The organism is Rhodococcus sp. Leaf247, assembly GCF_001426185.1.
In the GTDB taxonomy this organism is placed as follows: domain Bacteria; phylum Actinomycetota; class Actinomycetes; order Mycobacteriales; family Mycobacteriaceae; genus Rhodococcoides.
This window is the reverse complement of the sequence record NZ_LMRP01000004.1, coordinates 432,114-457,922: the sequence shown is the minus strand read 5'-3', so window position 1 is coordinate 457,922 and position 25,809 is coordinate 432,114. Positions and strand designations below refer to the sequence as shown.

The following is a 25,809-nucleotide window of genomic DNA, read 5'->3' as shown; positions in this document are numbered from 1 at the left end:
TGATCTCCGTGAACGAGACCACCCCGCAGACGAGTCCTGACCAGGAACAGCCCGGCGGCGCCCTCTCGCACCTCGATTCCGACGGGCGCGCCCGCATGGTCGATGTCAGCGACAAGGCCGAGACCCGACGCGTCGCGGTCGCCGCGGGACTGCTGCGGACCACTGCGGACGTGATCCGTCTGGTCCGCGCGGACGGGATGCCCAAGGCCGACGTCCTCGCCACCGCCCGCATCGCCGCCATCTCGGGAGCGAAGCGGACATCCGAGCTCATTCCCTTGTGCCATCCCCTCCCGTTGTCGTCGGTCGCCGTGTCGTTCGAGTTCGGTGAGGACTCCATCTCCATCGAGGCGACGGCCGTCACGACCGGACGCACCGGTGTGGAGATGGAAGCGTTGACGGCCGTGTCGATCGCCGGCCTGACACTGCACGACATGGTCAAGGCCGTCGATCCGGCCGCGTCGATCGAGTCCGTCCGGTTGGTCCGCAAGGAAGGCGGAAAGCGCGGTGTGTGGACACGGGACTCGGCGACACCGACGCCCGCGCCTGCTCGAGCTCCCCTCGGAGATCGCACCGCCGTCGTCGTCGTCGCCTCGACCGGAAGCGCCGCCGGAACGCGCGAGGACACCACCGGACCCCGTATCGCGGCATGGCTCGACGAGCGTGGATACGACGTCCGTGGACCGCTGGTGGTCGCGGACGCCGACATCGCCGCCGGGCTGCGGGACGCGCTGACGGACGGTCCCGCACTGGTGATCACCACGGGCGGCACCGGTGTTTCGCCGACCGACGCAACTCCCGAGGCCACCAGGGCAGTGCTCGACCGCGAACTCCCCGGGGTCGCGGAGCAGATCCGGCGCGCAGGCCTCGAGGCGACGGTGCACGCATCACTGAGCCGCGGCCTGGTCGGGGTCGCCGGGCGGAGCGTCGTGGCGAACCTGCCGGGATCGCCCGGAGGGGTGAAAGACGGCCTGGGAGTTCTGGATCCGCTCCTCGATCATTTCGTCGCACAGGTCCGAGGCGGAGGAGCACACGAATGACCGAGATCCTTGCTCGCATCTCGAGCGATCCGATCGATCCCGCCACCGTGTCCGACGCGGTCGCCGGGCCCACTCACGGTGCGGTACTGGTGTTCTGGGGTGTGGTCCGCGATCACGACCACGACAAGTCCGTCTCCGCCCTGGAATATCGCGCCCACCCCGATGCCGAGAAGTTCCTGCGGCGATGCTGCGAGGACGCCGCGGCGGCCTCGGGGCTGCCCACGGCGGCAATTCATCGCGTGGGCGATCTGACGATCGGGGACACGGCACTCGTCGCCGCCGTGGCGTCACCGCATCGCGCCGAAGCCTTCGCCGCCCTGCAGACCCTCGTCGACCGCATCAAGACAGAGGTACCGATCTGGAAGCGTCAGCAGTTCCCGGAAGGCACCAGCGAGTGGGTCGGACTCTAATCCCGTTCTGCCGCAACGTCATCCGTCGACCGGCGGACGAAGCGATGGACCGCCAGCAACTCGGCGTCCGTCGCGCTCTCCGTCTGGATCATGGAACCGACCCGTCGCCTGGTGTCCTCCACGTCCAAGCCTGACCCGATGAACACCAGCGCCGTCCCACCGCGTGGCGACGCCGTCTCGATCTCGATGTGCACTCCGACCGTCTGCACCAGGAACCGAGCAGCACCTCGACCGAATCGGGCAAACCCTTTACAGCGGTACAGCCCCGGTGGCGGATTCTCCAGGAAGTCGATCAATGCTCTCGGATCGAGGTTTTCGGTCGTCTCGACACTGACCGTCTGATACTCGGTGTGCAAGTGGTCGTGGTGATCGTCGTCCTCCCGGAGGAGGTCGTCGAGCGTCAGTTGGCGCGGCCCGTCGTCCTGGCGTTCCGGCGGATCCAGGAGTAGCCGGACATCCACTGCTCCCCTGGACGTCACCACCCTCGGCGCCGTGGGTGCGGCCCGATGCACCTCGGCCAGAACCGCGTCGAGCGTGGACTTGTCGACCGAGTCGGCCTTGTTGACGACGACGAGGTCGGCCATCGCGAGGTGCTGGTCGAGGTGCGGATTGGCCGCCGCCGTCTCGGGCAGGGACAGCGCGTCGACCACCATGACCAGTCCGCCGTAGCGGATCCGCGCATCCGCACTGGCCAGCACCATCTTGATCAACGCTCGTGGTTCGGCGATACCGCTGGCCTCGACGACGATGGCGTCGACAAGTCCACTCGTGGCGGTGAGAGCGCCGAACATGTCGTCGAGATCGTCGGTGTCCACGGCGCAACACAGGCAACCGTTTCCCAGCGTGACGACGGAGTCGACCTGGCCGGCCACCAACATCGAGTCGATGTCCACCGCACCGAAATCGTTGACCACGACGCCTATGCGGAGTCCGTCGTTGCGCCGCAGGATGTGATTGAGCAGGGTCGTCTTTCCGGACCCCAGATACCCGGCCACCAGGACGACCGGAACTGCGTTGCGTGGCACGCCGAACAGGGTACGTGAGGCCCGCTGTGCGTCACTCGTCGTGCAGAACGAAGTCGATGATTCCGGCGCCGATCGCGATGGCGTGGGACAACTGTCCGTCCGCGCTTTCCAGAATCGCCGCATCACCGGGGTCGGAGCCGTTCCCCATCTCGACGAACACGACCGGCACCGTGGTCAGTGCAGGCGCGGCGATATCGGATCGTTCCTGGATGCCGTCGACTCCCGCATAGTTCGAGGGCGTGAAACCCTCCCGCAGATAAGAATCGCGCATTGCTGTCGACGCGACCCGCCCCGCACCGGACTGCACCGAGTTCACCTCCGAGGACGGAACCGGAAGTGTCGGAACGATGATGTGGAAACCGTGATCGGCCGAGTCGGGCGTGCCCGCCGTCGAGGTCGAGTCCGCGTGGATACTCACGGCGACGGCTGCCCCGGACGCACTGGCAGCGGCCGCCCGGTCGGTGATGCAGCCACCCCACCCGTCGTCGTCGGGACGGCTGAGGACGACGGTCGCACCCAGGCTCTCCAGACTCGATTTCACCAGCTGCGTGACGTTCCAGACGATGGTGTGTTCAGGGGTGCCGCCCAGAGCCGTCATGCCGGTGGTCTGGCAGTCCTTCGTTCCTCCCCGCCCGTCGTCTACCTGACGTGAGAGGTTTTCGCCGGCGGAGCTCCCCTGGTGACCGGGGTCCAGGAAGACCACTGTCCCGGCGAGCGGCTCCGCTGCTATGGGAGTGGCTGCAGCGGTGCCTGATACCGCGAATGCGAGAACGACCGCCGACGTCGTCAGCGAGCTGCGCTCGAACATTGTCCTGACCCGCACACGTCCCCCATTCCACGCCGAGCGCGCACGCGCCCGACGAAAACCTCCCACAACATGAAGAATGGCTCGGAAGAATTGACTGTCCGTACTTCCATCGAGAGGCGACCGTGACCGCATCGTGACCGATTACCATGCTCGGCCGGACGGTGACAGCAGAATTCGACAATGGATCCACCGGTTACGGAAAATGACGGCAACAAAGCGCACCCGACTATTACTCGGTCCCTGACCGACGGTAATGTCCGTCGCAGCGCGTTTCAGGAATACGAATACAACGAAAGCGGACGACATGGCAAAGAAGGTCGTTGTTCACCTGGTCGACGACATCGACAGCACCCCTATCGACGAGGACGGCGAACACATCACGTTCGCCGTCGACGGACAGACGTACGAAATAGATCTCGGGCCGGTCAATGCTGCGGAATTCCGCCGCACGGTGGGTTACTACGTGGACCATGCGGCGAAGGTGTCGGGGAGTTCCTCGACCCGGTCCGGCGGTTCGACTCGCAGCAACTCCTCGACTCGACGACAGTCGACCGCTGTGGGACGTCGCAGCGCCGAGGAGACCAAGGCCGTGCGCGAATGGGCCCTCGGCGCCGGATACGACCTCGCAGCGCGCGGACGCATCCCGTCCGAGGTGCAGAAGGCGTACGACGCCAGTCACTGAGACACGACGAAGCCCCATGATCGGAAGATCATGGGGCTTCGTCGTATGTCGGTGAATCTCGTTGTTCGGTGGAGCTTGTTCTTCCGGTGGAGCTAAGGGGACTCGAACCCCTGACCCCCACACTGCCAGTGTGGTGCGCTACCAGCTGCGCCATAGCCCCGTGCATCTCCGTGTGGTCCGGAAAGTGCTTCCGTACCGCCCGAAGAACGCTCGACCGAAGTTACACCATCGCCATTGCGAGGTCCAAATCCGGTTCAGCCCAGATCGGCCACCCACCCTGTGTCCGTGGTGGTGTCGACGATCGCACCGTCGACGATGACCGTGGGCGTGCCCTGCGCACCGGCAGCGGCGAGAGCGGCGCTGCCCGCCTCGGCATTCGTTGCCGCGGTTGCTACCCCGGCACCGTCGGTGATGCATTGCACGGCCTCGTCGGATGCGCCCGCATCTCCCGCCGCAGTCGCCAGCTCGGCGTTGGTGTGGTCGGCGCTGCCGTTCTCCTCCGGCTGGAACTCGGGTGAGAACAGGTTCGAGTGGAACGCGGAGAAGGCCGGACCGTCACCCGTGGCCGCGATGCACTGCGAGGCGGCTACCGCGCGGGTGCTGTAGTCACCGCTGGGCGAGAGGCGGTTGAGGAAGTCGAGCATGTGGTACCGGACGGCGACTGTCCCGTCGTCGATCTTCTGAGCTAGTTCCTGGCCGTAGGTGTTCTCGAGCTCCGCGCAGTAGGGGCACATCGCGTCCTCGAAGATGTCGACCGTGCGGCTCGCGCCGGGCGCACCCAGGGTGACGACGCCCGAGGGATCGACCGAGGTGGTGACCGCAGTGTTCTGCACGGAACCGTATCCGTCGGCCCGAGGTGCGCTGCGCGAGTTCTGCCACAGAACGCCGCCGATGACGACGGCCGCGATGACGAGGAGCGCGAGACCACCCAGGACATAGGTCGACGTGCTCGACGACTTCTGCGGCGTGTATTTCGACGACTTGGTCGTTCTCGCGGATCCCGACGACTTCGGCGATTTCGGTGACGACGGCGTGGAGGCATTCACGGAGAACACTGTGTCACGGTCGACTGACAACGGCCTGAGAAACCCGGTCCGCAACACGGTCAGGTTTGCCAATGCTTGCTGGTAGAGAACTCGACTTCGCCGTACATTCGCCCGGTGACCCACATTGACCCCCACGACCCGCAGGCCGTCACCTCACCGGCCGGGGAATCGACTCTGCCGCCACACGAGTTCGATCACACGCACGCCGACGTCTCCGGCGGATGGCTGCGCGCCGCGACGTTCGGCGCCATGGACGGACTGGTCACCAACACCTCGCTCATCGCGGGTGTCGGTGGGGCCGGCGTCACCACTCACACGCTCGTCCTGAGCGGAATCGCCGGACTCGTCGCGGGCGCATTCTCGATGGCTCTCGGTGAGTTCACGTCGGTGTCGACCCAGAACGAACAGATCGATGCCGAGGTGAACACCGAGCGTGCCGCGCTCTCGAAGTATCCCGCTGAGGAGCAGGCGGAGCTGGTCGGCATGCTGACCGACATGGGCATGTCCGCCGAGACCGCCACCACGGCTGCCCGCGAGATCCATGCGGATTCCGACCGCGCCGTCGATCTGCACATCTCCCGCGAACTGGGCGTCGATCCCACGGAGAAGCCGTCACCGTGGGTCGCGGCGGGGTCTTCGTTCGTGCTGTTCTCGATCGGCGCGATCATCCCGCTGATCCCGTTCCTGCTGGGATCGGACGTCCTCGCGTTCGGACTCGCCTGCGGAGCGGTGGGATTGATGGTCGCCGGAGCACTCGCCGCTCACTTCACCTCACGGTCGACGGTGATCGGTGCGCTGAGGCAACTGCTGTTCGGATCACTCGCCGTCGCGGCGACCTACGGCGTCGGGTCCCTCATCGGCGTCGGTACCGCGTAGCGCGTCGGAACCGCTCGAGACGGCTGCCAGGCCGCCTCCCGACCGGGTGTCCGGAACGACCATCCACCCCACCGCGGCGATCAGCAGGATCGCGCCGGACGAGCCGAATGCCACGCCGTAGGACAGGTGCGTCACCAGGACTCCGGCAACCAGCGGCCCGATGACCGAACCGACGTCCATCGCCATCTGGAAGGCGGCGAGGACCGGGCCGCCGCGGGCGCGGCTACCGATGAGGTCCGCGACGGCCGCCTGCTGGGTCGGCGTGATCAGACCGGACCCGATGCCGGCGACGAACGTGATGACCAGGAACACCTCGGTGGACCCGGAGATACCCATCGCCGCCGTGGACGCGCCGCACAGCAGCAGGCCGGCGACCAGGAACGGCTTGCGGCCGTGCCGATCGGACAGGCGCCCCGCAGGCACCAAGGCCACCGCATTGCCGACCGCGAACACCGCGAGGGCGATGGCGGCCATCGACGCGCTGCGGCCCAGCGCCGACACCACGAACAACGGAACGATGGCTGTCCGCACGCCGAAGACCGCCCACCCGTTGGCGAAGTTCGACAGCAGCGCCGACCTGTACGTCGACGATCGGAGCGCGTCGGCGAAGCGCAACGTGACGGATGCGGCCTCGTCGGCTCTCGTGGTGGCTGCCGGCGAGCGCAGGCCGACGGCAACGACCGCAGCCGCGGCGACGAGCGTGACCGCATAGAACACGAACGGTGCACGGAGGCCGCCGATCCCGAGCACGATCCCTCCCACGAACGGCCCCAGGACCGTTCCGGCGAGGAAGCTCGACGCATACATGCCGGACACGCGACCGCGGCGGTCCGGCGGGGCGATGCGGATGAGCAAACCTAGCGCCGACACCGTGAACATGGTCGACCCGATGCCGCCGAGCGATCTGAACAGCAGCAGTTGCCAGTACGTCTGAGCGAGCGCACACAAGCCCGTCGATACCGCGACAACGACGAGCCCGGTCAGGTAGACCCTGCGCTCACCGATGCGCTGGACGAGCGACCCACTGGCCGGGGCGAAGATCAATCTCGTGGCCGCGAAGGCGGAGATGATGACCGTGACGGCGAACTCGTCGACGCCGAAGTCCAGCGCGAACCCCGGCAAGGCCGGCGCGACGATGCCGAACCCCAGAGCGATGACGAACGCGGCGGAGACGAGAATCCAGATGTCACGCGTCGGGTCGTCCTTCGCCGAACTCTTCGGGGCAGGGCCGCCGTTCGAGAGGTCGGACGAGTCCGTCACGTCCCGGACAGGACGGACGAGACGAGATCGCGTGCCGCACTCTGCACCTCGGCCAGATGGTCCGCTCCCTTGAAGGACTCCGCGTAGATCTTGTAGACGTTCTCGGTGCCCGACGGGCGCGCGGCGAACCACGCGTTCTCCGTCGTCACCTTCAGCCCACCGAGGGCGGCGTCGTTCCCGGGCGCGGACGTCAGGGTCGCGGTGATCTCCTCCCCCGCCAACGTCGTGGCCGTCACCTGATCCGCGGACAGCTTGGCCAGCAACGCTTTCTGCTCACGATCGGCGGGCGCATCGGTACGCGCGTAGGCCGGGTTGCCGAAGCGGTCGGTCAGGGACGAGTACCGCTGCGACGGCGTCGACCCCGTCACCGCCGTGATCTCCGAGGCCAGCAGCGCGAGGATGATGCCGTCCTTGTCGGTCGTCCAGACGGATCCGTCCTTCCGCAGGAAGGACGCGCCGGCACTTTCCTCGCCGCCGAACCCGATGTCGCCGGAGATCAGACCGGGCACGAACCATTTGAATCCGACGGGGACCTCGAGCAGTCTGCGGTCGAGCGAGGACACGACCCGGTCGATCATCGACGAACTGACCAACGTCTTTCCGACGGCGGCGGCGGTCGGCCATCCGGAACGGTGCGAGAACAGGTATTCGATGGCCACCGCGAGGTAGTGGTTGGGATTCATCAACCCGTCGGGGGTGACGATGCCGTGGCGGTCGGCGTCGGCGTCGTTTCCGGTGGAGACGTCGAAGTCGTTGCGCGCCTCGATGAGCGAGGCCATCGCGTTGGGCGACGAGCAGTCCATGCGGATCTTGCCGTCGGTGTCGAGAGTCATGAATCGCCAGGTGGCGTCGACCAGTGGGTTGACGACCGTCAGATCGAGACGGTGCCGCTCGGCGATCGCACCCCAGTAGTCGACGCTCGCACCGCCCAACGGGTCGGCGCCGATACGCACGCCGGCGGAACGGATCGCGTCGATGTCCAGGACGGACGGAAGGTCGTCGACATACGTGCCCAGGTAATCGTATTTCTGCACACTTCCGGCGAGTGCGGCAGCGAGGGACACCCGCTTCACGGACGCGACTCCCGAGCGCAGGATCTCGTTGGCTCGCGCGGCGATGACCGAGGTGGCGTCGGTGTCGGCGGGCCCGCCGTTCGGCGGGTTGTACTTGAAACCGCCGTCGCGCGGGGGGTTGTGCGACGGCGTGACGACGATTCCGTCCGCGAGCGCCGACGGGCCGGTGGCGTTGTGCCGCAGGATGGCATGGCTGACGGCAGGTGTCGGCGTGTAGCGACCGGCGGAGTCGACGAGAACGACGATGTCGTTGGCGGCGAGAACCTCGACCGCGGTGACCCATGCGGGCTCCGACAGGGCGTGGGTGTCCTTGCCCAGGAACAGGGGGCCGGTGGTGCCCTGCGACGCGCGGTACTCGACGATGGCCTGCGTCGTGGCGATGATGTGGTCTTCGTTGAAGGCGCCGTCGAGGCTGGATCCGCGGTGGCCCGACGTTCCGAACACCACCTGCTGATCGGGGTCGTCGACGTCGGGCGTCACGGTGTAATAGGACGTCACCAGATGTGGCAGGTCGACCAGATCCGACGCCTGCGCACGTTGTCCCGCTCGCTCGTGAGCCACTTGTGGTCCTCCTGTGTAGATCGCGAACCCCCGTCGTGAACGACCCTAACGGGCGCCGTCGATCACAGGTCCGGGAGTCGGGAGAATTCGGCGATCGCGATGACGTCGTCGAGTGCCGTGGCCACCACCCGGAGCCGCTGACCGACGGTGTCGGCGGTGAGGATCTTCGAACGATCGGACGAGCCGAAGGGCAACGACGACGCGAACGCCCACAGTTCGTCCGTCGATCGTCCCCCGCCGGCGTCGACGCGTGGCACCTCGGGTGTCGGAAGATCGCGCGCCCGGGCGATGTCGGTGAGAATGTCGAAGAGGCGCTCGGTCCGCTCCTGCACCAGATCGACGATCTCGTCGTTGTTCTCCGCGGTGTCCGGCGCATCGGGCCACGCGGTGACCCGAGCCCGAGGGTAGGGATCGTCGGTCAGCCATTCGACGACACGGATGCGCTCGACGCCCCGGCACTCGAGGACGAACCGTCCGTCCTGGGTGGGCAGCGCTCGGTCGATTCGCGTGGACACTGCCGCGGTGCCGCGGACGTCGCCTCCGCCCACCTCGTGGCCGCGCTCGATCAGGACGACCCCGAAGTGCGAGTCCGTGTCGAGGCAGTGCTGCACCATGGCGCGGTACCGCGGTTCGAACACGTGCAGCGGGACGTCGTCTCCGGGTAGTACGACGGAGCCCAGCGGGAACATCGGCAGGATCGACCTGTCGTCCGGCCTCGTGTCCGGTTGCCGGTCGAGGGTGTCGTCGTCGTTGTCCACGACTCCAGCATGCACCTACGGCCGGGAGTGACGCTCGCAACCGCCTCACCGTCTCCGGTGTCGACACGGCCTCCGCTGGGTAAGGATGCGTGCATGAGCCCCTCCACTTCGGCAGATGCGTCGACCCTTCACACGTTCTCCGTCTGGGCGCCCACGCCGGACCGTGTGCGACTGCACCTCGACGGTCGACTGCACGAGATGACCGAGGCGAACGGGTGGTGGACCGCCGAGGCCGCTGCCGCCGACGGCGCGCGATACGGCTTCGTCCTCGACGACGACGAGTCGGTGATCCCCGATCCTCGCTCGCCCCGGCAGCCGGACGGGGTGCACGAGGCCTCCGCGCTGTACTCCCCCGAGTCCTACGCATGGTCCGATCAGTCGTGGACGGGTCGTCCGCTGGCGGGCGGCGTCCTGTACGAGCTGCACATCGGAACCTTCACCACTGCAGGAACTTTCGACTCCGCGATCGAGCGACTGGACTACCTCGTCGATCTGGGCGTCACCTTCGTCGAGGTGATGCCGGTCAACGGTTTCAACGGTACGCACAACTGGGGTTACGACGGTGTCCTCTGGTACACGGTGCACGAGGGGTACGGAGGCCCGGAAGCGTTCCAGCGCTTCGTCGATGCGTGCCACGCGCGAGGACTGGCCGTCACGCTCGACGTGGTCTACAACCATCTCGGACCGTCGGGAAACTATCTGGAGAAGTTCGGCCCGTACATGGCCGACGGCGCCAATTCGTGGGGACAGACGGTCAACGTCGCGAGCGACGGATCGGACACCGTCCGCCGCTACATCATCGACAACGCGCTGCGGTGGTTCGACGACTTCCATGTCGACGCACTGCGTCTCGACGCGGTGCACGCGCTGGCGGACACCACCGCGACGCACATTCTCGAACAGCTGGCCGTCGAGACCGCGACGCTGTCGGCCCACGTCGGTCGACCGCTGAGCCTCATCGCCGAGAGCGATCTCAACGACCCCACGCTGATCACGGCTCGCGCGGGCGGCGGCTACGGGCTGACGGCGCAGTGGGACGACGACGTGCATCACGCGGTCCACGCCGCCGTGTCGGGCGAACGGCAGGGCTATTTCGGCGACTTCGGTTCGATGCAGTGCCTCGCGACGACGATCTCGCAGGGCTTCTTCCATGCGGGTACCTACTCGACGTTCCGCGGTCGGGTGCACGGGCGGCCGATCGACCGACGTCTGCTGCCGGCGAGTTCGTTGGTCGCGTACACCACGACGCACGACCAGGTGGGCAACCGCGCGATCGGCGACCGGCCGGGCTTCTACCTGACGCCGGGCCAGCTGGCGGTCAAGGCCGCTCTGATCCTGTTGTCCCCCTTCACTCCCATGCTGTTCATGGGCGAGGAGTTCGACGCGTCGACACCGTTCCAGTTCTTCACCTCGCACCCGGAACCGGAACTCGGCGAGGCGACGGCGAAGGGTCGCAAGGCGGAGTTCGCCTCGCACGGATGGAACAGCGAGGACATCCCCGACCCGCAGGATCCCACGACGTTCACCGACTCGAAGTTGAAGTGGGAGGAGATCGCCGAGGGTGATCACGCGCGGGTCCTCGAGTGCTACAAGGCACTGCTGGCCTTCCGCTCGAGCCGCATCGAGATCACCGATCCGTGGCTGACCGATCTGCACGTCGACTACGACGAGGACGAGCGGTGGATCGCGATCCAGCGGTCACCCGGACTGCGCATCGTGTGCAACCTGTCCGAGTCGCCGGTCACGGTCCCGTACGGCGGCACCCCGCTCCTGTGGTGGGAGGAGGCCACGCCGAACGCGACCGGATCGGCGACCACGGTCCCGGGTCACTCCTTCGTCGTCCTGTCCTGACCGTCACCGCCGCGCAACGCGAGTGCCACGAGCACCGCGTTGCCGGCGAGGACCACGGCGGTCGCAACGGCCGCGACGTGCATGCCGTCGACGAAGGCCACGCGTGCCGACGCCGCGAGCGCGTCACCGATCTCGGCGGGCAGTGTCGACGCGATCGACACCGCCTCGCCGATGGTCTCCTGCGCCCCGGCAGCATCCGAGCCGTTCAGCGCGGCGAGGTCGATGCCTCCGCGGAACACGGACATGACGACGGATCCGAGAAGTGCGACACCGAGCGCGATGCCCAGTTCGTAGGCCGTCTCGGACACCGCCGACGCCGCTCCGGCGCGTGACGGCGGCACCGACGCGACGACCAGGTCCGAGGTCAACGTCAGGGCCAACCCCGCACCGACCCCGACGAGAACGAACGACGCCATGAACACAGCGATTCCGTCGGTCTGGCCGAGTCGGGTGAGCAGCAGCGCGCCTACGGCGGACGTCGCGAGACCGACCGCGAGAACGGTGCCCGCCTCCCACCGTCGAACCAGGTGAGCCGCGGCCAGCGATGCCAGGATGCTGGTGGCGGTTCCCGGCACCATCACCAGGCCTGCCTCCAGTGGTGACACCCCGAGAACCGATTGCAGGTACTGCGACCCGAAGAACAGCACGCCGGCGAGAGCGAACACCGACAGCAGGTTCGTGGCGACGGCCGTCGAGAAGCGGCGCTGGGCGAACAGCGTGAGGTCGATCATCGGTGCTGACAGTGTCCGTTGGCGTCGGACGAAGACGAGGCCGGCGAGTATCCCGACCAGCGCGATCGGCACCATCACGGCGTTCGGGCCGTGGGCCGCGGTCTCCTTGACGGCGTACACGACGGGAACGATCGCGAGAATCGACAGGACCGCGCTCGGAATATCGAATCGTCCGGGGTTCGGATCCTTGGATTCCGGGATCGTGAACGGCCCGACCACGACGAGCGCGATCATGATCGGCACGTTGATCAGGAAGACCGATCCCCACCAGAAGTGCTCGAGCAGGTACCCGCCGACCAGCGGTCCGGCGGCAGCGCCGCCGCCCGCCATCGCGCCCCAGACGCCGATGGCCAGGGTGCGCTCGCGTCGTACCTGGAACATGGTCCGGATCAGGCCGAGTGTCGCCGGCATGAGTGTTGCGCCCGAGATCCCCTGAAGCACACGAGCCGTGATCATCATCGCCGGATCGACCGCGAATGCCGCCACCACCGACGACAACCCGAAACCGACGGCGCCGATCAGCAGAAGCTTGCGTCGGCCGATGCGGTCACCGACCGTGCCCATCGTGACCAGCAGTCCCGCGAGCACGAAGGAGTAGACGTCGATGATCCACAGCAGCTCGGTACTGCTGGGACGCAGATCGGAACTCAGGAACGGGAGCGCGATGTCGAGCACGGTGCCGTCGACGGCGATGAGCATCACCGCTCCGGCGAGCACCATCAGGCCGATCCATTCACGCCTCGTGGCGGGTACGGCGGACTCTTCGGGATTCGGCTGCACGGACGCAGCCGCGGACACGGACACAGGTCACCTCTTTCGTTTACCGTCCGGACGGTACAGTCGGACTCCGTCAGAGTAGCAACAACCGTCCAGCCGGTACAGTCCTAGTCATGGCAGCCGATACGCGCGACCGAATCCTGGACGCCCTCGAGGCGCTGCTGCTCGACGAAGGCCTGGACAGGACGACCCTCGAAGCGGTGGCCGCGCGGGCGGGCGTCTCCAAAGGTGGCTTGCTGTACCACTTCCCGAGCAAGGACGCGATGATGGCGTCGATGGTCCGACGACTCGGTGACCGCGCGGACGCACAGCGAGTCGATGCCGAGAAGGCCGGCTCCTCACTCGCGCAGTGGTACCTCCAACCGCCCGACGCGACCTCGGCCGAGGAAGTAGCGCTCTACCGCTCCACGCTTGCTGCGCTGCGCAGCATGGACGGGCGGCCCGGCGAAGTCCACCAGGCCGTCATCGAAGTCATGGGAATGTGGGACCGAGCCTTGCAACGGGAGATCGAGGATCCGGTCCACGCGGAGATCGTCCGACTGGTCGGCGACGGGATCTATTTCGCCGCGCTGCTGGGCCTCCCCCAAACGGATGCCGACCTGCACCGCGCCGTCGTCGAGCGACTGCTCGGGACGAACTACGTCAGGTAGCGGTACGCCGGCGAGCCCGGTTCGAGGTGCTCGACGTGCATCGGCGAGTCTTCCATCCGCTCCAGCAGGGCCGACAGATCCGCAGAGGATCCCAGTTCGATGCCGACGAGCGCGGCACCGGTCTCACGGTTGTTCCGCTTGACGTACTCGAAGAGCGTGACGTCGTCGTCCGGGCCCAGCACGACGTCGAGGAACGTCCTCAGCGCGCCCGGCTCCTGCGGGAAGTCGACGAGGAAGTAATGCTTGAGACCCTTGTGGACCAACGACCGTTCGAGGATCTCGCCGTAGCGGGACACATCGTTGTTCCCACCCGAGATCAGGCACACCACGGTCGACCCGGCAGGAATGTCGACGTGCGACAGTGCGGCCACCGACAGTGCTCCCGCCGGCTCGGCGATGATGCCCTCGCTCTGATAGAGGTCGAGCATGGCCGTGCAGATCGCGCCCTCGTCGACCTGCGTCACGACCACCGAGCCGCGGCCGTCGTCGGTTCCGGTCCTGATGGGAAGCGCGGAGTGCGATGCGACCGTGGTGCCGAGGCTTGCCATCACGCGATACGGCAGGTTCCCGACGCGTCGGACCGCCGCGCCGTCGACGAAGGGATCGACCTCGGGAAGCGTCACGGGGCCACCGGCCATCAGGGCCGCCGCCATCGACGCTGCACCGGTGGGTTCGGCTCCGACGATCGACGTGCTCGGAGAACGTTCCGCCAGGTATGCGGCCACTCCCGTCATGCACCCGCCGCCTCCGACAGGAACGACGACGAGATCGGGAGTGGTGGTGCCGAGCTGAGAGAGCATCTCGGCGGCGATGGTTCCCTGGCCGGCCGTCGTCCGAGGGTCGTCGAACGGCGGGACGATGGTGGCTCCGGACCGTGCGACGTCCTCGAGAGCGGCTGCGGCAGCGGCGTCGAACGTCGATCCGACGCTGATCACCTGAACCATGTCGCCGCCGTGGAAGGCGATGCGATCACGCTTCTGCTTCGGGGTGTTGGTGGGGACGTAGATGCGGCCGCGGACGCCGAGTGCGCGGCACGCGAACGCGACTCCCTGTGCATGGTTACCGGCACTGGCAGCGACCACACCGACAGCGCGCTCGGCATCGGTGAGCTGAAGCATGAGGTTGTACGCGCCACGCAGCTTGTACGAGCGGACCCGCTGCAGGTCCTCGCGCTTGAGATAGACGTTCGCACCCGTCACCGCGGACAGCCTGTCGCAGTACTCGAGCGGTGTGAGAGTGGCGATGTCCCGCAACCTGACGGCCGCAGCGTCGATGTCGGCTGCGGTCGGCGCAGCGGCGTCGGTACGGGTCGTCGTCTCGGTCACACGGTCATGCTGCCACGGTCAGCGGCCGGACACCGACGTCAGGCCCTCTCGAGGACGAAGACCGGTATCTCGCGATCCGTCTTCTCCTGATAATCGGCGTAGTCGGGGTACGCGGCCACGGAGCGTTCCCACCACAGCGCTTTTTCCTCGCCGTGGACCTCTCGGGCCACCATGTCCCACTTCTCCGTCTTGTCGCGCAGCTCGACATGCGGATTCGCGAGGACGTTGAAGTACCAGACCGGGTGCTTCGGTGCGCCGCCGAGCGAGGCCACGGCTGCGTACGCACCGTCGTGCTCGACTCGCATCAACGGCGTGCGCCGCAGCTTGCCCGTCTTGTTACCGATCGTCGTGAGCAGGATGACGGGCATCCCCCGCATCTCGGTTCCCTCGGTTCCACCGGAGCTCTCGTACAGGTCGGCCTGATCGGCTGCCCAGGTGGACGGACTCGGTTCGTACTCCCCTTGTAATGGCATGAGACCAGTACACACAGCACCTCCTCGATCGGCAACCGAACGGGCCTGATCGGCGAGTTTCGGTGGCCCGAACTTCGAAGTACGTGTAGCCTTCGAACCAACGCAGGGTGTACGGAAATCGACGTTCGGGAGGCAGCATGACCACGGTCGACCTGACAACTACTCGCGCTCTCCCCGTCCGGACGGTGGACGTTGCCGGCACCGACTGGCCGCTCTACAAGATCGAAAGCCTGGTGCTCGCGCTCCTCGTCTTCGCCGCCCTTGCCCTGACTGTCACCATGCAGACAGCCGTCCTCACCTCTGCCGCTGTCGGTGTGACGCTGTGGTGGGCCCTCGGCGCGACCGAGCGGTTCCGCACCCGACGCTGACCACGTACACACGCCGACGGGGCGCCCACATCGTGTGGGCGCCCCGTCGGCGTTCGTGTGGTCCGGCCGTATGTCAGGAACCGAACGGCAGAACACCGGGGGCCAGGTAGAGCCCGCTGCTTCCGGCGGCGATGCCACCGACGAGTTCGAGCACGGCGTTGATGAAGTTCGTGATCATAGGATCGTCCCTCTCGGTCGAGTTCGATTGACTATCCGACGGTACCGTCCGTTCCTGTGAACGGTCACGATCTGGTCTGGTACGTCGGCTACGGCTCGAACACCCTGCCCGCACGCCTCGACGCCTACCTGGGCGGCTCCGCGGACCACAGCAGATTCGGTGCGCACGCCGCCCCGCGGACCCTGTCGCCTCCGCGCGAGCGCCGGTGGATCACCGTGCCGCACGCGGTGTACTTCGCCGGCGTCTCGGCCCGGTGGACCGGAGCGTCCGCGTTCCTCTCGCTCACACCCTCCCCCGACTCCGACAGCATCGCCCGCGCCTACCTCCTGGACTGGTCTGCCCTCGACCACATCGCGACCGTGGAGAACGCACAGACGGAGCAGACACTCGACGTCCGCGCCTCCCTGCCCACACAGCCGGGGGCGTGGGCGCTGCTCCCGGTGGAGCCGTCGACCGAGCCCCACCGCGGCAAGTACGACGCGGCGCTACGCCTGGACGACATCGACGGCGTCCCGGCCGTGACTCTGACGTCGAGCCACGTGCGAGAACGCGGAGTGCCGGCCGACCGCTACCGCGACGTCATCGCGGAGGGCTTGCGGGACAATCCCTTCGGCGTCGACCCGGATGTCTACCTCGCGGCGGCCGTGGAGCGGTCGGCCGTCGTCAGGCGGTGAGGCAGCATCAGACGGCGAGGCAGCCGGGTCCGAGCAACGCCTTGAGATCGCCCATAAGCGCCGATGACGGTGTGACGCGGAGCTTCTCGTCCACCTTGAGCATGGTGACCCGATCGCCACTGATGAGTCGCAGGTGCACGTCCGTGGTGCCGGGATGGCTGGCCAGCACCCGCTTGAGGGCACCCACCTTGTCCGCGGTGCACTGACGCGTCGGCAAGCTGACGGCCACTGGTTTGGCAACTCCGACGGACGACAGGTCGGGCACCGCGATGTCGTTGGCGATCAACGAGATCCGGTCGTCGCGCGCGGACACCCTGGCCTTGACCAGCACGACGGCATCCTCGGCCACGTCCGCGCCGAACACCGAGTACGCCTGGGGGAAGAACAGCACCTCGATACCGCCCGTGAGGTCCTCGAGTTGAGCGGAGGCCCAGGTGAGGCCGTTCTTGTTGACGCGCCGGTTGACGGACGCCAGGATGCCGCCCACCGTGACCTGCGTGCCGTCCTTCAGGCTGCCTTCCAGAATCGTGGGAATGGCGGTGTCGGACTGCGCGGCCAGCACGTGTTCGACGCCGTTCAACGGGTGCCCGGACACGTACAGGCCCAGCATCTCCCGCTCGAGCGCGAGACGGTGCTTGCTGTCCCATTCCTCCGCGGGGATCTTGACGTTGAACACGGACGTGATGGACTCGTCGGCGTCGACGCCGCCGAACAGGTCGAACTGTCCGATGGCCTCGGCTTTCTTGGTTCCGAGGACCGCGTCGATGGCGTCGGCGTGGATCAGCATCAGACCCTTGCGCGGGTGGTCCAGGGAGTCGAATCCACCTGCCTTGACCAGCGACTCGGTGACCTTCTTGTTGCAGGCTGTGGCGTCGATCTTGGCCAGGTAGTCGGAGAAGTCGGTGAACTTCCCCTTCTCCTTGCGCGCCGCGATGATCGAGGCCACCACGTTCGCGCCGACGTTGCGGACGGCGCCCATACCGAAACGGATGTCCGTGCCCACCGAGGCGAAGTTGAGCTCGGACTCGTTGACGTCGGGCGGCAGCACCGTGATGCCCAGCCGGCGACAGTCGGCGAGATAAATGGCGGCCTTGTCCTTGTCGTCACCGACGCTGGTGAGCAGACCGGCCATGTATTCGGCGGGATAGTTCGCCTTGAGGTACGCCGTCCAGTAGGACACCAGCCCGTAGCCCGCGGAGTGCGACTTGTTGAACGCGTAGCCGGCGAAGGGCAGGACCGTGTCCCATAGCGCCTTGATGGCCGCTTCGGAGAAGTCGTTGTCCAACATGCCCTGCCGGAACCCGGCGTAGGCCTTCTCGAGCTCGGAGAGCTTCTTCTTACCCATGGCGCGGCGCAGGAGGTCGGCCTGGCCCAGCGAGTAGCCCGCCACCTTCTGTGCGAGCTGCATGATCTGCTCCTGGTAGACCACCAGGCCGTACGTCTCGCCGAGGATGACCTTCAGCGGCTCCTCGAGTTCGGGGTGGATGGGCTTGACCTCTTGACGGCCGTTCTTGCGATCGGCGTAGTCGTTGTGCGAGTTCATGCCCATCGGACCGGGCCGATACAGCGCCAGCACGGCCACGATGTCCTCGAAGCCGGTGGGCTGCATCTTGCGCAGCAGATCGCGCATGGCGCTGCCGTCCAGCTGGAACACTCCGAGAGTGTCACCGCGAGAAAGCAATTCGAACGTTGCGGGGTCGTCGAGCGGAAGCGCGTCCAGATCGATGTCGATCCCGCGGTTCGCCTTGATGTTGTCGATGGCGTCGCCGATGACGGTGAGGTTGCGCAGCCCCAGGAAGTCCATCTTCAGCAGGCCGATGGCCTCGCACGACGGGTAGTCCCAGCCGGTGATGATGGCGCCGTCCTGCGGACGCTTCCACACCGGGATCGCATCGGTGAGCGGCTCCGAGGACATGATGACGGCACAGGCGTGGACGCCGGCGTTACGGATCAGACCCTCGAGGCCCTTGGCCGTCTGATAGATCTTCGCCACATCCGGGTTGGAGTCGATGAGCGAGCGGACCTCGGTGGCCTCCTTGTACCGCTCGTGCGCGGGGTCGGTGATACCGGCGACCGAGATGTCCTTGGCCATGATGGGCGGCGGCAACGCCTTGGTGATCTGGTCGGCGATGGCGAAGCCGGGCTGGCCGAACTGCACGCGGGCCGAGTCCTTGATGGCGGCCTTGGTCTTGATGGTGCCGAACGTGATCACCTGTGCCACACGGTCACTGCCCCACTTCTCGGTGGCGTAGCGGACCATCTCGCCGCGGCGGCGATCGTCGAAGTCGATATCGATGTCGGGCATCGACACGCGCTCGGGGTTGAGGAAGCGCTCGAAGAGCAGTCCGTGCGGCAACGGGTCGATGTTGGTGATACCCATCGCGTACGCCACGAGCGAGCCGGCGGCGGATCCACGACCCGGTCCGACGCGGATACCGACGTCCTTCGCGTGGTTGATCAGGTCACCGACGACGAGGAAGTAGGCCGGGAACCCCATCTCGAGGATGACGCTGATCTCGTAGTCGGCGCGGGAGAGGTACTCCTCGGTGGGACCGTCGGGGAAGCGGCGGTGCAGACCGTCCATCACTTCCTTGCGGAGCCACGTGCCCTGGGTGTAGCCCTCGGGGACCGGGAACACCGGCATCCGGTCGCGGTGCTCCCACACCTCGTCGTAGGGCTGGACGCGCTCGGCGATGAGCAGCGACGAATCGCACGCGCCGGGCACCTCGTCGTCCCAGAGCGCGCGCATCTCCTCGGCCGACTTGAGGTAGTAGCCGTCGCCGTCGAACTTGAAGCGGGTGGGGTCCGAGAGTGTCTTGCCGGTCTGGATGCACAGCAGCGCTTCGTGATTGACCGACGCGTCCTTGGTGACGTAGTGGCAGTCGTTGGTGGCCAGCGGAGGGATGGACAGCTGCTGCCCGATGTTCAGCAGACCCTCACGGACACGACGCTCGATGGACAGACCGTGGTCCATCAATTCGAGGAAGAAGTTCTCGGGGCCCCAGATCTCCTGCCACTTCGCCGCCGCCTCGAGCGCCTCCCGATCGTGGCCGAGACGCAGACGGGTCTGGATCTCGCCGGACGGGCACCCCGTGGTGGCGATGATGCCCTGGGCGTGATTGGCGATGATCTCCTCGTCCATACGGGCCCACTTGCCTAGCTGACCCTCGGTGGACGCCAGCGACGACAGCTTGAACAGGTTGCGCAGACCGGTCGCGTTCTCCGCGACCATCGTCATGTGGGTGTACGCGCCGCTGCCGGACACGTCGTCCGACTTCTGACTGCGGTCTCCCCACAGCACGCGCTTCTTGTTGAACCGGGACTCCGGAGCGATGTACGCCTCGATGCCGATGATCGGCTTGATCCCGGCCTTCTTGGCCTCGTTGTAGAACTCGCTGGCGCCGTACATGTTGCCGTGGTCCGTCATACCGACCGCGCTCATCCCGAGGCGCTGGGCCTCGGCGAACATGGGCGCGATCTTCGCCGCCCCGTCCAGCATGGAGTACTCGGTGTGATTGTGGAGATGAACGAAGTCCGACACGGGAGCCACTCTAAGGCTTCGGACCGACACGCAACGCCGTCACACGCGCCTGTGACGACTGTGACGGATGAGGACTCAGCGTGGTGTGTCCGCGGACGCCGCCTCGACCGGCACCGACGCCACCCGGTGGGCCCGCAGACGCCGTACGGAGTCCACGGTGAAGATCACCAACGCGCACCAGATCAGCGCGAATCCGATCCACCGGGACGCCGGCATGTCCTCGTTCAGCACCAGCACTCCCCACGCGAGCTGCAGGCCCGGTGTCAGGTACTGCAGGAGGCCGAGGGTGACCAACGGCAACTTCTGCGCAGCCATTCCGAACAGCAGGAGAGGCAGTGCGGTGACGGGCCCGGCGAGTACCAGGAGCAGGGCGTGCGGCACCCCGAGGGACAGCGCGCTCGCTCCCCCGCCGACCCCCAGGACGATCAGGTAGACCAGGGCGATCGGTGCACCGACGAGTCCCTCCGCGGTCAGCGACGTGGTGGGTTCGAGCCGGACCACCTTCTTCATCACTCCGTACAGAGCGAAGGAGAACGCCAGCGTCAGCGCGATCACGGGCGGTCGGCCGTAGTCCACGGTGAGCACGACCACCGCCACGAATGCCAGTGCGAGAGCCGCGATCTGGGCACGGCCCAGCCGTTCCCGGAACACGACGACTCCGAGCAGGACGCTGACCAGAGGGTTGATGAAGTATCCCAACGCGGCCTCGACCACTCGGTCCTGGGAGACGGCGTAGATGTACACGCCCCAGTTGATCGAGATGAAGACCGACGACAACGCCACCACACCCCAGGTGCGCGCCGGCAGACCTCGCAGTGTCGACAGTCGTCCGAGCGCGGCGAGGAGCACCAGCATCAGGACCAGTGTCCACACGATCCGGTGAGCGAGGACCTCGACCGGCCCTGCGAACGACAGCACGCCGAAGAACGCCGGGAACAGTCCCCAGAGGCCGTAGGCGCCCACCCCGCTGAGCAGGCCCACGCTGCCGGCAGAGCGCGGAGTGCCGTGTTGTCGTGCGCCGACTCGGAACCGGGAACTCGTCACACCGCTCACGCTATCCCCGCTGCCTGCGCCCCCTACGCGGGGCGTGACCCCCGGACGACGGGGAAGGGCACAATCGAGTGCGTGTCACACAGGAAGCGATCGGCCGAGGCCGCGACATCACGCGAGGACAAGACGTGTGTGGTGTGCGGGCGCCGGATCGAGTGGCGCAAGAAGTGGGAGCGCGACTGGGACTCCGTGAAGTACTGCAGCGACTCCTGCCGCCGAACCGGTGCGGACGGCGCCGACGACGGTCTCGAGGACGCCATCCGGCGCGCACTCGACGGGCGCGCTCGCGACTCCTCGATCTGCCCGTCCGACGTCGCACGCGCGGTGGCCCCCGACGACTGGCGTCCCCTGATGGAACCCGTTCGCCGAGCCGCCCGACGCCTCGTGGCCGCCGGCGAAGTCCAGATCACGCAGAAGGGTTCCGTGGTGGACCCGTCGACGGCCAAGGGTCCCATCAGGATTCGATGGACGCGCTGAGCCCGGCCCTCAGCTGCCGGCACGTACGCGTCGCACCGCGTCGGCGACGGAACCGCGGTGCACAGGCCCGTGGCCGGGAATCAGCACGTCGGCATCGAGGGCGGCGAACGCGTCCAGGGCGGCCAGCTCGCGCGGCCGATCGTGCTCGAACAGCGGTGGAAGCATCTGCGGACCCTCGTGCGCGCTGAGGGCGTGACCGGTGATCACCGCGTCGCCACTGAGGACGGCGCCGGCGCTCGGGACGGAATAGGCCGTGTGTCCCGACGTGTGCCCGGCCGTGTCCACCGGCACCGGGCCACCCGGCAGGTCGAGCGGACCGCCGGGAACCGGCCCCACGACGGACCCGAAACCGTCGGCGTCGGGCACCGCTCCCGACTCGGTCCCGCCCGCCCGGAGGATGCGGAACGTCCAGGGCAGCGCGCCGCGTCGCCAGACATTGCGCGCCACGTCGAGCGGCGTCGCCTGCTCGAGGTACTCGCGCCGAGCGTGGCGCGCCTCCGTGTCCGAGGTCAGCACCGGAGTCCCGTAGGTGGTCGCGAAGTGGGCAGCGCCGCCGATGTGATCGATGTGGGCGTGGGTCAGGAGGATCGCGCGGACCTCCTCCGGACGGCGTCCGACCCGGGCGAGCGATTCCAGGACGGCACCGACGTAGCGGGGGTAACCGGAGTCGACGAGGGTGACGTCCTCACCGTCCACGAGGAGCGTCCAGTTGACGTCGGGACCGTACGCTACGTGGACGCCGTCTGCGACGGTCGTGACTTCGAGGCTGCTCACAAGTGCCGAGTATGGACGGTGCGACGCGATGTGTCATGACGTTCATCACCGTCGGTGCGAAAAGCCCGAGGCGACAGACGGTCCCGCGAGTCGGTACCGCATCCGTGCACTACGCTGATTCGACGTGATCGACGATCGAACCCTCGGCTCCAGCACTTCCTCCACGATGACCTCCACGCCCGTCGACAGCACCGCCGACGTGCCCCCGACCACCCGCCGGTGGAGCCCCGGCGGCTGCGTCTGGTGCGGCAGCCGTACCGATATCGAGACGTTCCGGGACGAGCCGCGGTGCGCGGAATGCCGCGAGCACGAGAACACGATCGACGCTGCACGACGGTTCATCGGGATGTACGGACTGCGTCCCCTGGGCGGCGCTGTCACGTCCGACGACGACGAGGAACTCGAGCACCGCACCGCGGCTCGCGCCTCCCGTGCCGCACTCGACCGCGTGCGCCTGCCCAAGCGACCGGGTGCAGCCGACGTACGGAAGGCCTCGGCGCGCGCCGGAGCATCGGCGTCGGTCCGCTCGGCTCCGGCCCGGTCGACCACCGCTGCGACGAAGCCGGCCCCGTCGGGCGTCGTCACGGATGTCGACGTCTCCGTCCTGGCCGACCGCGTCGCGGGACTGCTCGAGCAGCTCTCGGCGATCGACGTGGGAATCACCGACGCGGAGTCCTCTACCGGGCTTCCCGCGCGAGCGCGGCTGAGCGACCTGCAGCGCCAGCGCGCGACCGTCATGTCGACTCTCGCCGCTCTCGAGAAGGCGCGACGGGGCAGCGCGAACTGACCCCGTTTCACCGGCCGAGATCAGGCTGCGGTGACCTCGCGCAGTTCTCCACTGGCGACGTCGAAGACGAACCCGCGCAGTGACGTGGTCTTCGTGACGAACGGGCTCAGCTCGATTCGCTTCAGCTGCTGACGCACGTCGGTGTCCAGATCTCCGAACGCCTCGGCTGCCCATGTCGGCTTGACACCGACCTCGTCCGCGATGCCGGCCTTGAAGTCGTCGTCGGAGAAGGTGAGCATGCCGCAGTCGGTGTGATGGATCAGGATGATCTCGGTGGTGCCGAGCAGCCGCTGGCTGATGGCGAGCGAGCGGATCTCGTCGTCCGTCACCACTCCGCCGGCATTGCGGATCACATGCGCTTCACCGTCGTTCAGCCCCAGGATGCGGTAGACGTCGAGCCGCGCGTCCATGCACGCGACGACGGCGACGCCCTTGCTCGGCGGAAGCGGAAGCGGTCCCGAGAACGAGGCTGCGTAGTCCTTGTTGTTCGCGAGGTACTGATCGGTGACGGACACGTCGGACTCCTGAGGTCGGTTCACATGGCGACATGAGCACTCGTGCATGAATGCTCTCGCTCACACTCCCCCGGCGCCGACCGGCCCGACAGGGTTCGACTCGAGGTGATTCCGAGCGTGCTCAGCGCGCCGCTCGCTGCACCTGGTCCGTCGCCGGCGTCGAGACTGCTGGAGGTCTGCCGCGCAGGACATCGAGCACCGCCTTGGGCCGGGCCAGCATCTCGCGCACCGACTGCCGCAGCAACGCGCGGCGTGAACAGTCGCACGCGGCGATCACACCGTCGGCGTCGAGTCCGACCGCGCGACACAGCGCTACCGCTCTGGACACGTGGGTCCCCTGACTGACGACGATCGCTCGTCCGATTCCATAGGTGGCCACGGCACGCAGGCACGTGTCGTACGTGGTCAGACCTACGCCGTCCACGACGATCCTGGACGGGTCGACACCCCGATCGACGAGGTAGTCGGTCATGACGGCGATCTCGTCCCCCGACGCGCCGTTCGCATTGCCGGAGAGCAGCAGAGCACGGACCGTCCCGTCCTCCATCAACCGGAGTGCCGCGTCCAGTCGCCCGCGCAGGAACGCCGACGGCTCACCGTTCTGTACGCGCGCCCCGAGGACGATCGCGACAGGGGCGGTCGGCGCATCTGCCGCGTCGTGCACACGGCCGTGCGAGGCGAGAGCCACCCACGATGCCGACCCGGCGACGACCGCAGCGACGGCGACGGCTGCCACCGACACCGCGACCGCGACGTGTCGGCGACCTATGGGAGTCATGCGTCCAGTTCACCATGTGAGGGTTCGGTGAAGATCCACCCGGCGGCGCCCGCATCGCCGTGCGCGTCGGTAGCGTCGAGGCCATGACGACGACCACACGAACACGGGTCCGCCGCAGTGCCGTCGGCGTCGCCGCAGTCGGCATCATCGTCGGCGGCGCCGTGGTGTGGTCGGCGCCGGAGCGTTACTTCCCCTGGGACACAGCCGATTTCCCCGCGGCGAGCTCGAATCTGACGCCGGCGCAGCAACGCGTCCTGTCCGTTGCGGGACAGGAGCACGACGAGCCCCGTCCGGGAACGTTCTACGCCGAGGGTGTCGAGGAGGCGTGGTGCGCCGATTTCGTCAGCTGGGTCATGCGTGAGAGCGGCATGCCGCTGGAGAATCCGAACTCCGGCAGCTGGCGGATCCCCGGTGTCTACACGCTGACCGAGTACTACCAGGAGCAGGGCCGCTTCGAACCGGTCGGCGACTATCGGCCGGCCGTCGGCGATGTGGTGCTCTACGAATCGGGCGGTCCGCTGGGAAACGTCCTGGTGGGTCAGCACACCAACATCGTGGTGGCGGTGGACGGCGATTCCGTGACCACCGTCGGCGGTAACGAGATGGGCGGGATCCGGGTGCACGATCTCGCCGTGGACGACGACTCGGCCGTCCTGGGCTTCGGTCGACTCGAACCCTGACTCACCTCACGCGGGCGGGAGCGGCCCGTCGTCGGGCTGGACGGCGTCGCCGACACGTTCGGGGTACAGCGGCGCGACGGCGAAACGTCCGAACACTGCGTCCGTCGGAAGTGCTTCCACCGCACGGATATCCGCGCTGCCCGCCAGAGCAACCAACCGGTTCCCGGTCGACCGGACCAGAACTCCCGCGACGCACGCACAGTCCGCGAGAAGCCGGTTCCGGACCAGGGTCTGCACCGCTCTCCCTCGCTCGCTGCGACCGGGCGGGACCAGACGCGCGGCCTCGCGCACCGACCGGATCACGACCTGTCGGGTGTCCGGGACCGGTACCTCGACGAGCGGGGTCTGGACCCGATCGACGACGACATGGACGTACACCACGGAGACTCGGGTGCCGTCCACGACGGACGGGACCTCGTCCGCGGTGAGTTCCCGCGAGAACGACACCAGAGCCCACTGCGGGTCGTCGCCGGGGACGGGTGCGCCCACTCGGTCGAGATACTGCTCGGCGGTCTCGTCGTTGTCGGGACCCAGCGCATCGGTGCGAACAGAGGACATCCGCACCGGATTCACGACGCCCAGCACCAGGACGAGCACGGCCAGCACGACGACGGCCGCCACCGGCGCGGCCCGATGCACCACGG

At 67.4% G+C, this 25,809-nt stretch carries 25 protein-coding genes, 1 tRNA gene and 2 pseudogenes; 12 read left to right on the top strand and 16 right to left on the bottom strand.

What is annotated here, in order from left to right:
- Positions 1-8: 8 nt before the first annotated feature.
- Positions 9-1,037 (top strand): bifunctional molybdenum cofactor biosynthesis protein MoaC/MoaB, encoded by a 1,029-nt coding sequence (gene moaCB / locus ASG64_RS20145; RefSeq protein ID WP_268793349.1) that lies wholly within the window; start codon positions 9-11, stop codon positions 1,035-1,037.
- The gene (locus tag ASG64_RS20140) at positions 1,034-1,447 is read left to right on the top strand and encodes a molybdenum cofactor biosynthesis protein MoaE (protein ID WP_042576462.1); all 414 of its coding nucleotides are present in this window, start codon (positions 1,034-1,036) and stop codon (positions 1,445-1,447) included. Before moaCB ends, ASG64_RS20140 begins: the two co-directional genes overlap by 4 nt.
- Here the strand turns inward: ASG64_RS20140 and ASG64_RS20135 are convergent.
- Both ASG64_RS20135 and ASG64_RS20130 read right to left on the bottom strand, forming a co-directional pair.
- On the bottom strand, positions 1,444-2,472 hold the full coding sequence (locus tag ASG64_RS20135) for a CobW family GTP-binding protein (RefSeq protein ID WP_056075889.1): 1,029 nt from the start codon (positions 2,470-2,472) through the stop codon (positions 1,444-1,446). The two genes, ASG64_RS20140 and ASG64_RS20135, sit on opposite strands and share 4 nt — an antisense overlap.
- 43 nt (positions 2,473-2,515) lie before the next feature.
- Positions 2,516-3,280, bottom strand: a pseudogene (locus ASG64_RS20130) (N-acetylmuramoyl-L-alanine amidase); the annotation flags it as partial.
- A gap of 304 nt (positions 3,281-3,584) precedes the next feature.
- On the opposite strand from ASG64_RS20130, the gene ASG64_RS20125 reads away from it, so the two are divergent.
- The gene (locus ASG64_RS20125; protein ID WP_056075887.1) at positions 3,585-3,962 is read left to right on the top strand and encodes a histone-like nucleoid-structuring protein Lsr2; all 378 of its coding nucleotides are present in this window, start codon (positions 3,585-3,587) and stop codon (positions 3,960-3,962) included.
- A gap of 87 nt (positions 3,963-4,049) precedes the next feature.
- On the opposite strand, the gene ASG64_RS20120 is transcribed toward ASG64_RS20125, so the two are convergent.
- Together ASG64_RS20120 and ASG64_RS20115 are read right to left on the bottom strand one after the other, a co-directional pair.
- Positions 4,050-4,122, bottom strand: a tRNA-Ala gene (locus ASG64_RS20120).
- Between the two features lie 94 nt (positions 4,123-4,216).
- Complete coding sequence (locus ASG64_RS20115; RefSeq protein WP_042576532.1) at positions 4,217-5,008, bottom strand: DsbA family protein; 792 nt, start codon at positions 5,006-5,008, stop codon at positions 4,217-4,219.
- Positions 5,009-5,131: 123 nt separating this feature from the next.
- Between ASG64_RS20115 and ASG64_RS20110 the strand changes: the two genes are divergently transcribed.
- On the top strand, positions 5,132-5,884 hold the full coding sequence (locus ASG64_RS20110) for a VIT1/CCC1 transporter family protein (RefSeq protein WP_056076369.1): 753 nt from the start codon (positions 5,132-5,134) through the stop codon (positions 5,882-5,884).
- Here ASG64_RS20110 and ASG64_RS20105 read toward each other — a convergent pair.
- From ASG64_RS20105 to ASG64_RS20095, 3 genes are all read right to left on the bottom strand, one after another.
- Entirely contained in the window at positions 5,825-7,069 is a 1,245-nt protein-coding gene (locus tag ASG64_RS20105) for an MFS transporter (RefSeq protein ID WP_235579655.1), read from the bottom strand. The genes ASG64_RS20110 and ASG64_RS20105 overlap by 60 nt on opposite strands.
- Positions 7,070-7,140: 71 nt before the next feature.
- Positions 7,141-8,778 carry a phosphoglucomutase (alpha-D-glucose-1,6-bisphosphate-dependent) gene (pgm, locus tag ASG64_RS20100; protein WP_056075884.1) on the bottom strand — a complete coding sequence of 546 codons (1,638 nt, stop codon included), beginning with the start codon at positions 8,776-8,778 and terminating at the stop codon, positions 7,141-7,143.
- A gap of 62 nt (positions 8,779-8,840) precedes the next feature.
- Positions 8,841-9,536 (bottom strand): LON peptidase substrate-binding domain-containing protein, encoded by a 696-nt coding sequence (locus ASG64_RS20095; RefSeq protein ID WP_056075882.1) that lies wholly within the window; start codon positions 9,534-9,536, stop codon positions 8,841-8,843.
- Between the two features lie 93 nt (positions 9,537-9,629).
- Between ASG64_RS20095 and treZ the strand changes: the two genes are divergently transcribed.
- Positions 9,630-11,387: a malto-oligosyltrehalose trehalohydrolase gene (gene treZ / locus ASG64_RS20090; RefSeq protein WP_082518529.1), complete on the top strand. Its 1,758-nt coding sequence runs from the start codon at positions 9,630-9,632 to the stop codon at positions 11,385-11,387.
- On the opposite strand, the gene ASG64_RS20085 is transcribed toward treZ, so the two are convergent.
- Positions 11,363-12,838 carry an MFS transporter gene (locus tag ASG64_RS20085; protein ID WP_082518602.1) on the bottom strand — a complete coding sequence of 492 codons (1,476 nt, stop codon included), beginning with the start codon at positions 12,836-12,838 and terminating at the stop codon, positions 11,363-11,365. The two genes, treZ and ASG64_RS20085, sit on opposite strands and share 25 nt — an antisense overlap.
- A gap of 170 nt (positions 12,839-13,008) precedes the next feature.
- Here ASG64_RS20085 and ASG64_RS20080 point away from each other — a divergent pair, with 170 nt between their 5' ends.
- On the top strand, positions 13,009-13,545 hold the full coding sequence (locus ASG64_RS20080; RefSeq protein WP_042576458.1) for a TetR/AcrR family transcriptional regulator: 537 nt from the start codon (positions 13,009-13,011) through the stop codon (positions 13,543-13,545).
- Here ASG64_RS20080 and ilvA read toward each other — a convergent pair.
- A complete protein-coding gene (gene ilvA / locus ASG64_RS20075) occupies positions 13,533-14,870 on the bottom strand; it encodes a threonine ammonia-lyase IlvA (protein WP_056075877.1) in 1,338 nt (445 codons plus the stop codon). The genes ASG64_RS20080 and ilvA overlap by 13 nt on opposite strands.
- A gap of 38 nt (positions 14,871-14,908) precedes the next feature.
- On the bottom strand, positions 14,909-15,343 hold the full coding sequence (locus ASG64_RS20070) for a nitroreductase family deazaflavin-dependent oxidoreductase (protein ID WP_042576456.1): 435 nt from the start codon (positions 15,341-15,343) through the stop codon (positions 14,909-14,911).
- A 137-nt stretch (positions 15,344-15,480) separates the two neighbouring features.
- On the opposite strand from ASG64_RS20070, the gene ASG64_RS20065 reads away from it, so the two are divergent.
- Positions 15,481-15,711 carry a hypothetical protein gene (locus tag ASG64_RS20065; protein ID WP_056075873.1) on the top strand — a complete coding sequence of 77 codons (231 nt, stop codon included), beginning with the start codon at positions 15,481-15,483 and terminating at the stop codon, positions 15,709-15,711.
- A gap of 234 nt (positions 15,712-15,945) precedes the next feature.
- Complete coding sequence (locus ASG64_RS20060) at positions 15,946-16,563, top strand: hypothetical protein (RefSeq protein ID WP_056075870.1); 618 nt, start codon at positions 15,946-15,948, stop codon at positions 16,561-16,563.
- 7 nt (positions 16,564-16,570) lie between these two features.
- Here the strand turns inward: ASG64_RS20060 and dnaE are convergent, their stop codons facing one another.
- Together dnaE and rarD are read right to left on the bottom strand one after the other, a co-directional pair.
- Positions 16,571-20,104 (bottom strand): DNA polymerase III subunit alpha, encoded by a 3,534-nt coding sequence (gene dnaE, locus ASG64_RS20055; RefSeq protein WP_268793348.1) that lies wholly within the window; start codon positions 20,102-20,104, stop codon positions 16,571-16,573.
- 75 nt (positions 20,105-20,179) lie between these two features.
- A complete protein-coding gene (gene rarD, locus ASG64_RS20050; RefSeq protein WP_442971169.1) occupies positions 20,180-21,148 on the bottom strand; it encodes an EamA family transporter RarD in 969 nt (322 codons plus the stop codon).
- Here rarD and ASG64_RS22215 point away from each other — a divergent pair.
- Together ASG64_RS22215 and ASG64_RS22130 are read left to right on the top strand one after the other, a co-directional pair.
- Positions 21,110-21,361: pseudogene (locus tag ASG64_RS22215) on the top strand (DUF2256 domain-containing protein); the annotation flags it as partial. The gene rarD and the pseudogene ASG64_RS22215 sit on opposite strands and share 39 nt — an antisense overlap.
- Complete coding sequence (locus ASG64_RS22130; RefSeq protein ID WP_268793354.1) at positions 21,344-21,631, top strand: DUF3253 domain-containing protein; 288 nt, start codon at positions 21,344-21,346, stop codon at positions 21,629-21,631. The pseudogene ASG64_RS22215 and the gene ASG64_RS22130, both read left to right, overlap by 18 nt.
- A gap of 9 nt (positions 21,632-21,640) precedes the next feature.
- Here ASG64_RS22130 and ASG64_RS20040 read toward each other — a convergent pair whose 3' ends face one another.
- On the bottom strand, positions 21,641-22,405 hold the full coding sequence (locus ASG64_RS20040) for an MBL fold metallo-hydrolase (protein WP_056075862.1): 765 nt from the start codon (positions 22,403-22,405) through the stop codon (positions 21,641-21,643).
- A 124-nt stretch (positions 22,406-22,529) separates the two neighbouring features.
- On the opposite strand from ASG64_RS20040, the gene ASG64_RS20035 reads away from it, so the two are divergent.
- Positions 22,530-23,192: a hypothetical protein gene (locus tag ASG64_RS20035; RefSeq protein WP_231568792.1), complete on the top strand. Its 663-nt coding sequence runs from the start codon at positions 22,530-22,532 to the stop codon at positions 23,190-23,192.
- Positions 23,193-23,212: 20 nt separating this feature from the next.
- On the opposite strand, the gene ASG64_RS20030 is transcribed toward ASG64_RS20035, so the two are convergent.
- Both ASG64_RS20030 and ASG64_RS20025 read right to left on the bottom strand, forming a co-directional pair.
- On the bottom strand, positions 23,213-23,707 hold the full coding sequence (locus ASG64_RS20030; protein ID WP_056076361.1) for a beta-class carbonic anhydrase: 495 nt from the start codon (positions 23,705-23,707) through the stop codon (positions 23,213-23,215).
- 121 nt (positions 23,708-23,828) lie between these two features.
- The gene (locus tag ASG64_RS20025; protein WP_056075860.1) at positions 23,829-24,485 is read right to left on the bottom strand and encodes a SanA/YdcF family protein; all 657 of its coding nucleotides are present in this window, start codon (positions 24,483-24,485) and stop codon (positions 23,829-23,831) included.
- Positions 24,486-24,568: 83 nt separating this feature from the next.
- Here ASG64_RS20025 and ASG64_RS20020 point away from each other — a divergent pair, with 83 nt between their 5' ends.
- Entirely contained in the window at positions 24,569-25,165 is a 597-nt protein-coding gene (locus ASG64_RS20020) for a CHAP domain-containing protein (RefSeq protein ID WP_056076358.1), read from the top strand.
- Positions 25,166-25,171: 6 nt separating this feature from the next.
- Here ASG64_RS20020 and ASG64_RS20015 read toward each other — a convergent pair whose 3' ends face one another.
- A complete protein-coding gene (locus ASG64_RS20015) occupies positions 25,172-25,807 on the bottom strand; it encodes a hypothetical protein (protein WP_056075857.1) in 636 nt (211 codons plus the stop codon).
- Between the last annotated feature and the right edge of the window lie 2 nt (positions 25,808-25,809).

Bases quoted from the DNA above. Each gene is read 5' to 3' on its own strand.
- ASG64_RS20065 (WP_056075873.1), top strand. From the start codon at position 15,481: ATGACCACGGTCGACCTGACAACTACTCGCGCTCTCCCCGTCCGGACG.
- ASG64_RS20085 (WP_082518602.1), bottom strand. From the start codon at position 12,838: ATGGTGCTCGCCGGAGCGGTGATGCTCATCGCCGTCGACGGCACCGTG.
- ASG64_RS20070 (WP_042576456.1), bottom strand. From the start codon at position 15,343: ATGCCATTACAAGGGGAGTACGAACCGAGTCCGTCCACCTGGGCAGCC.
- ASG64_RS20020 (WP_056076358.1), top strand. From the start codon at position 24,569: ATGACGACGACCACACGAACACGGGTCCGCCGCAGTGCCGTCGGCGTC.
- ASG64_RS20025 (WP_056075860.1), bottom strand. From the start codon at position 24,485: ATGACTCCCATAGGTCGCCGACACGTCGCGGTCGCGGTGTCGGTGGCA.
- ASG64_RS20125 (WP_056075887.1), top strand. From the start codon at position 3,585: ATGGCAAAGAAGGTCGTTGTTCACCTGGTCGACGACATCGACAGCACC.
- ASG64_RS20140 (WP_042576462.1), top strand. From the start codon at position 1,034: ATGACCGAGATCCTTGCTCGCATCTCGAGCGATCCGATCGATCCCGCC.
- treZ (WP_082518529.1), top strand. From the start codon at position 9,630: ATGAGCCCCTCCACTTCGGCAGATGCGTCGACCCTTCACACGTTCTCC.
- ASG64_RS20080 (WP_042576458.1), top strand. From the start codon at position 13,009: ATGGCAGCCGATACGCGCGACCGAATCCTGGACGCCCTCGAGGCGCTG.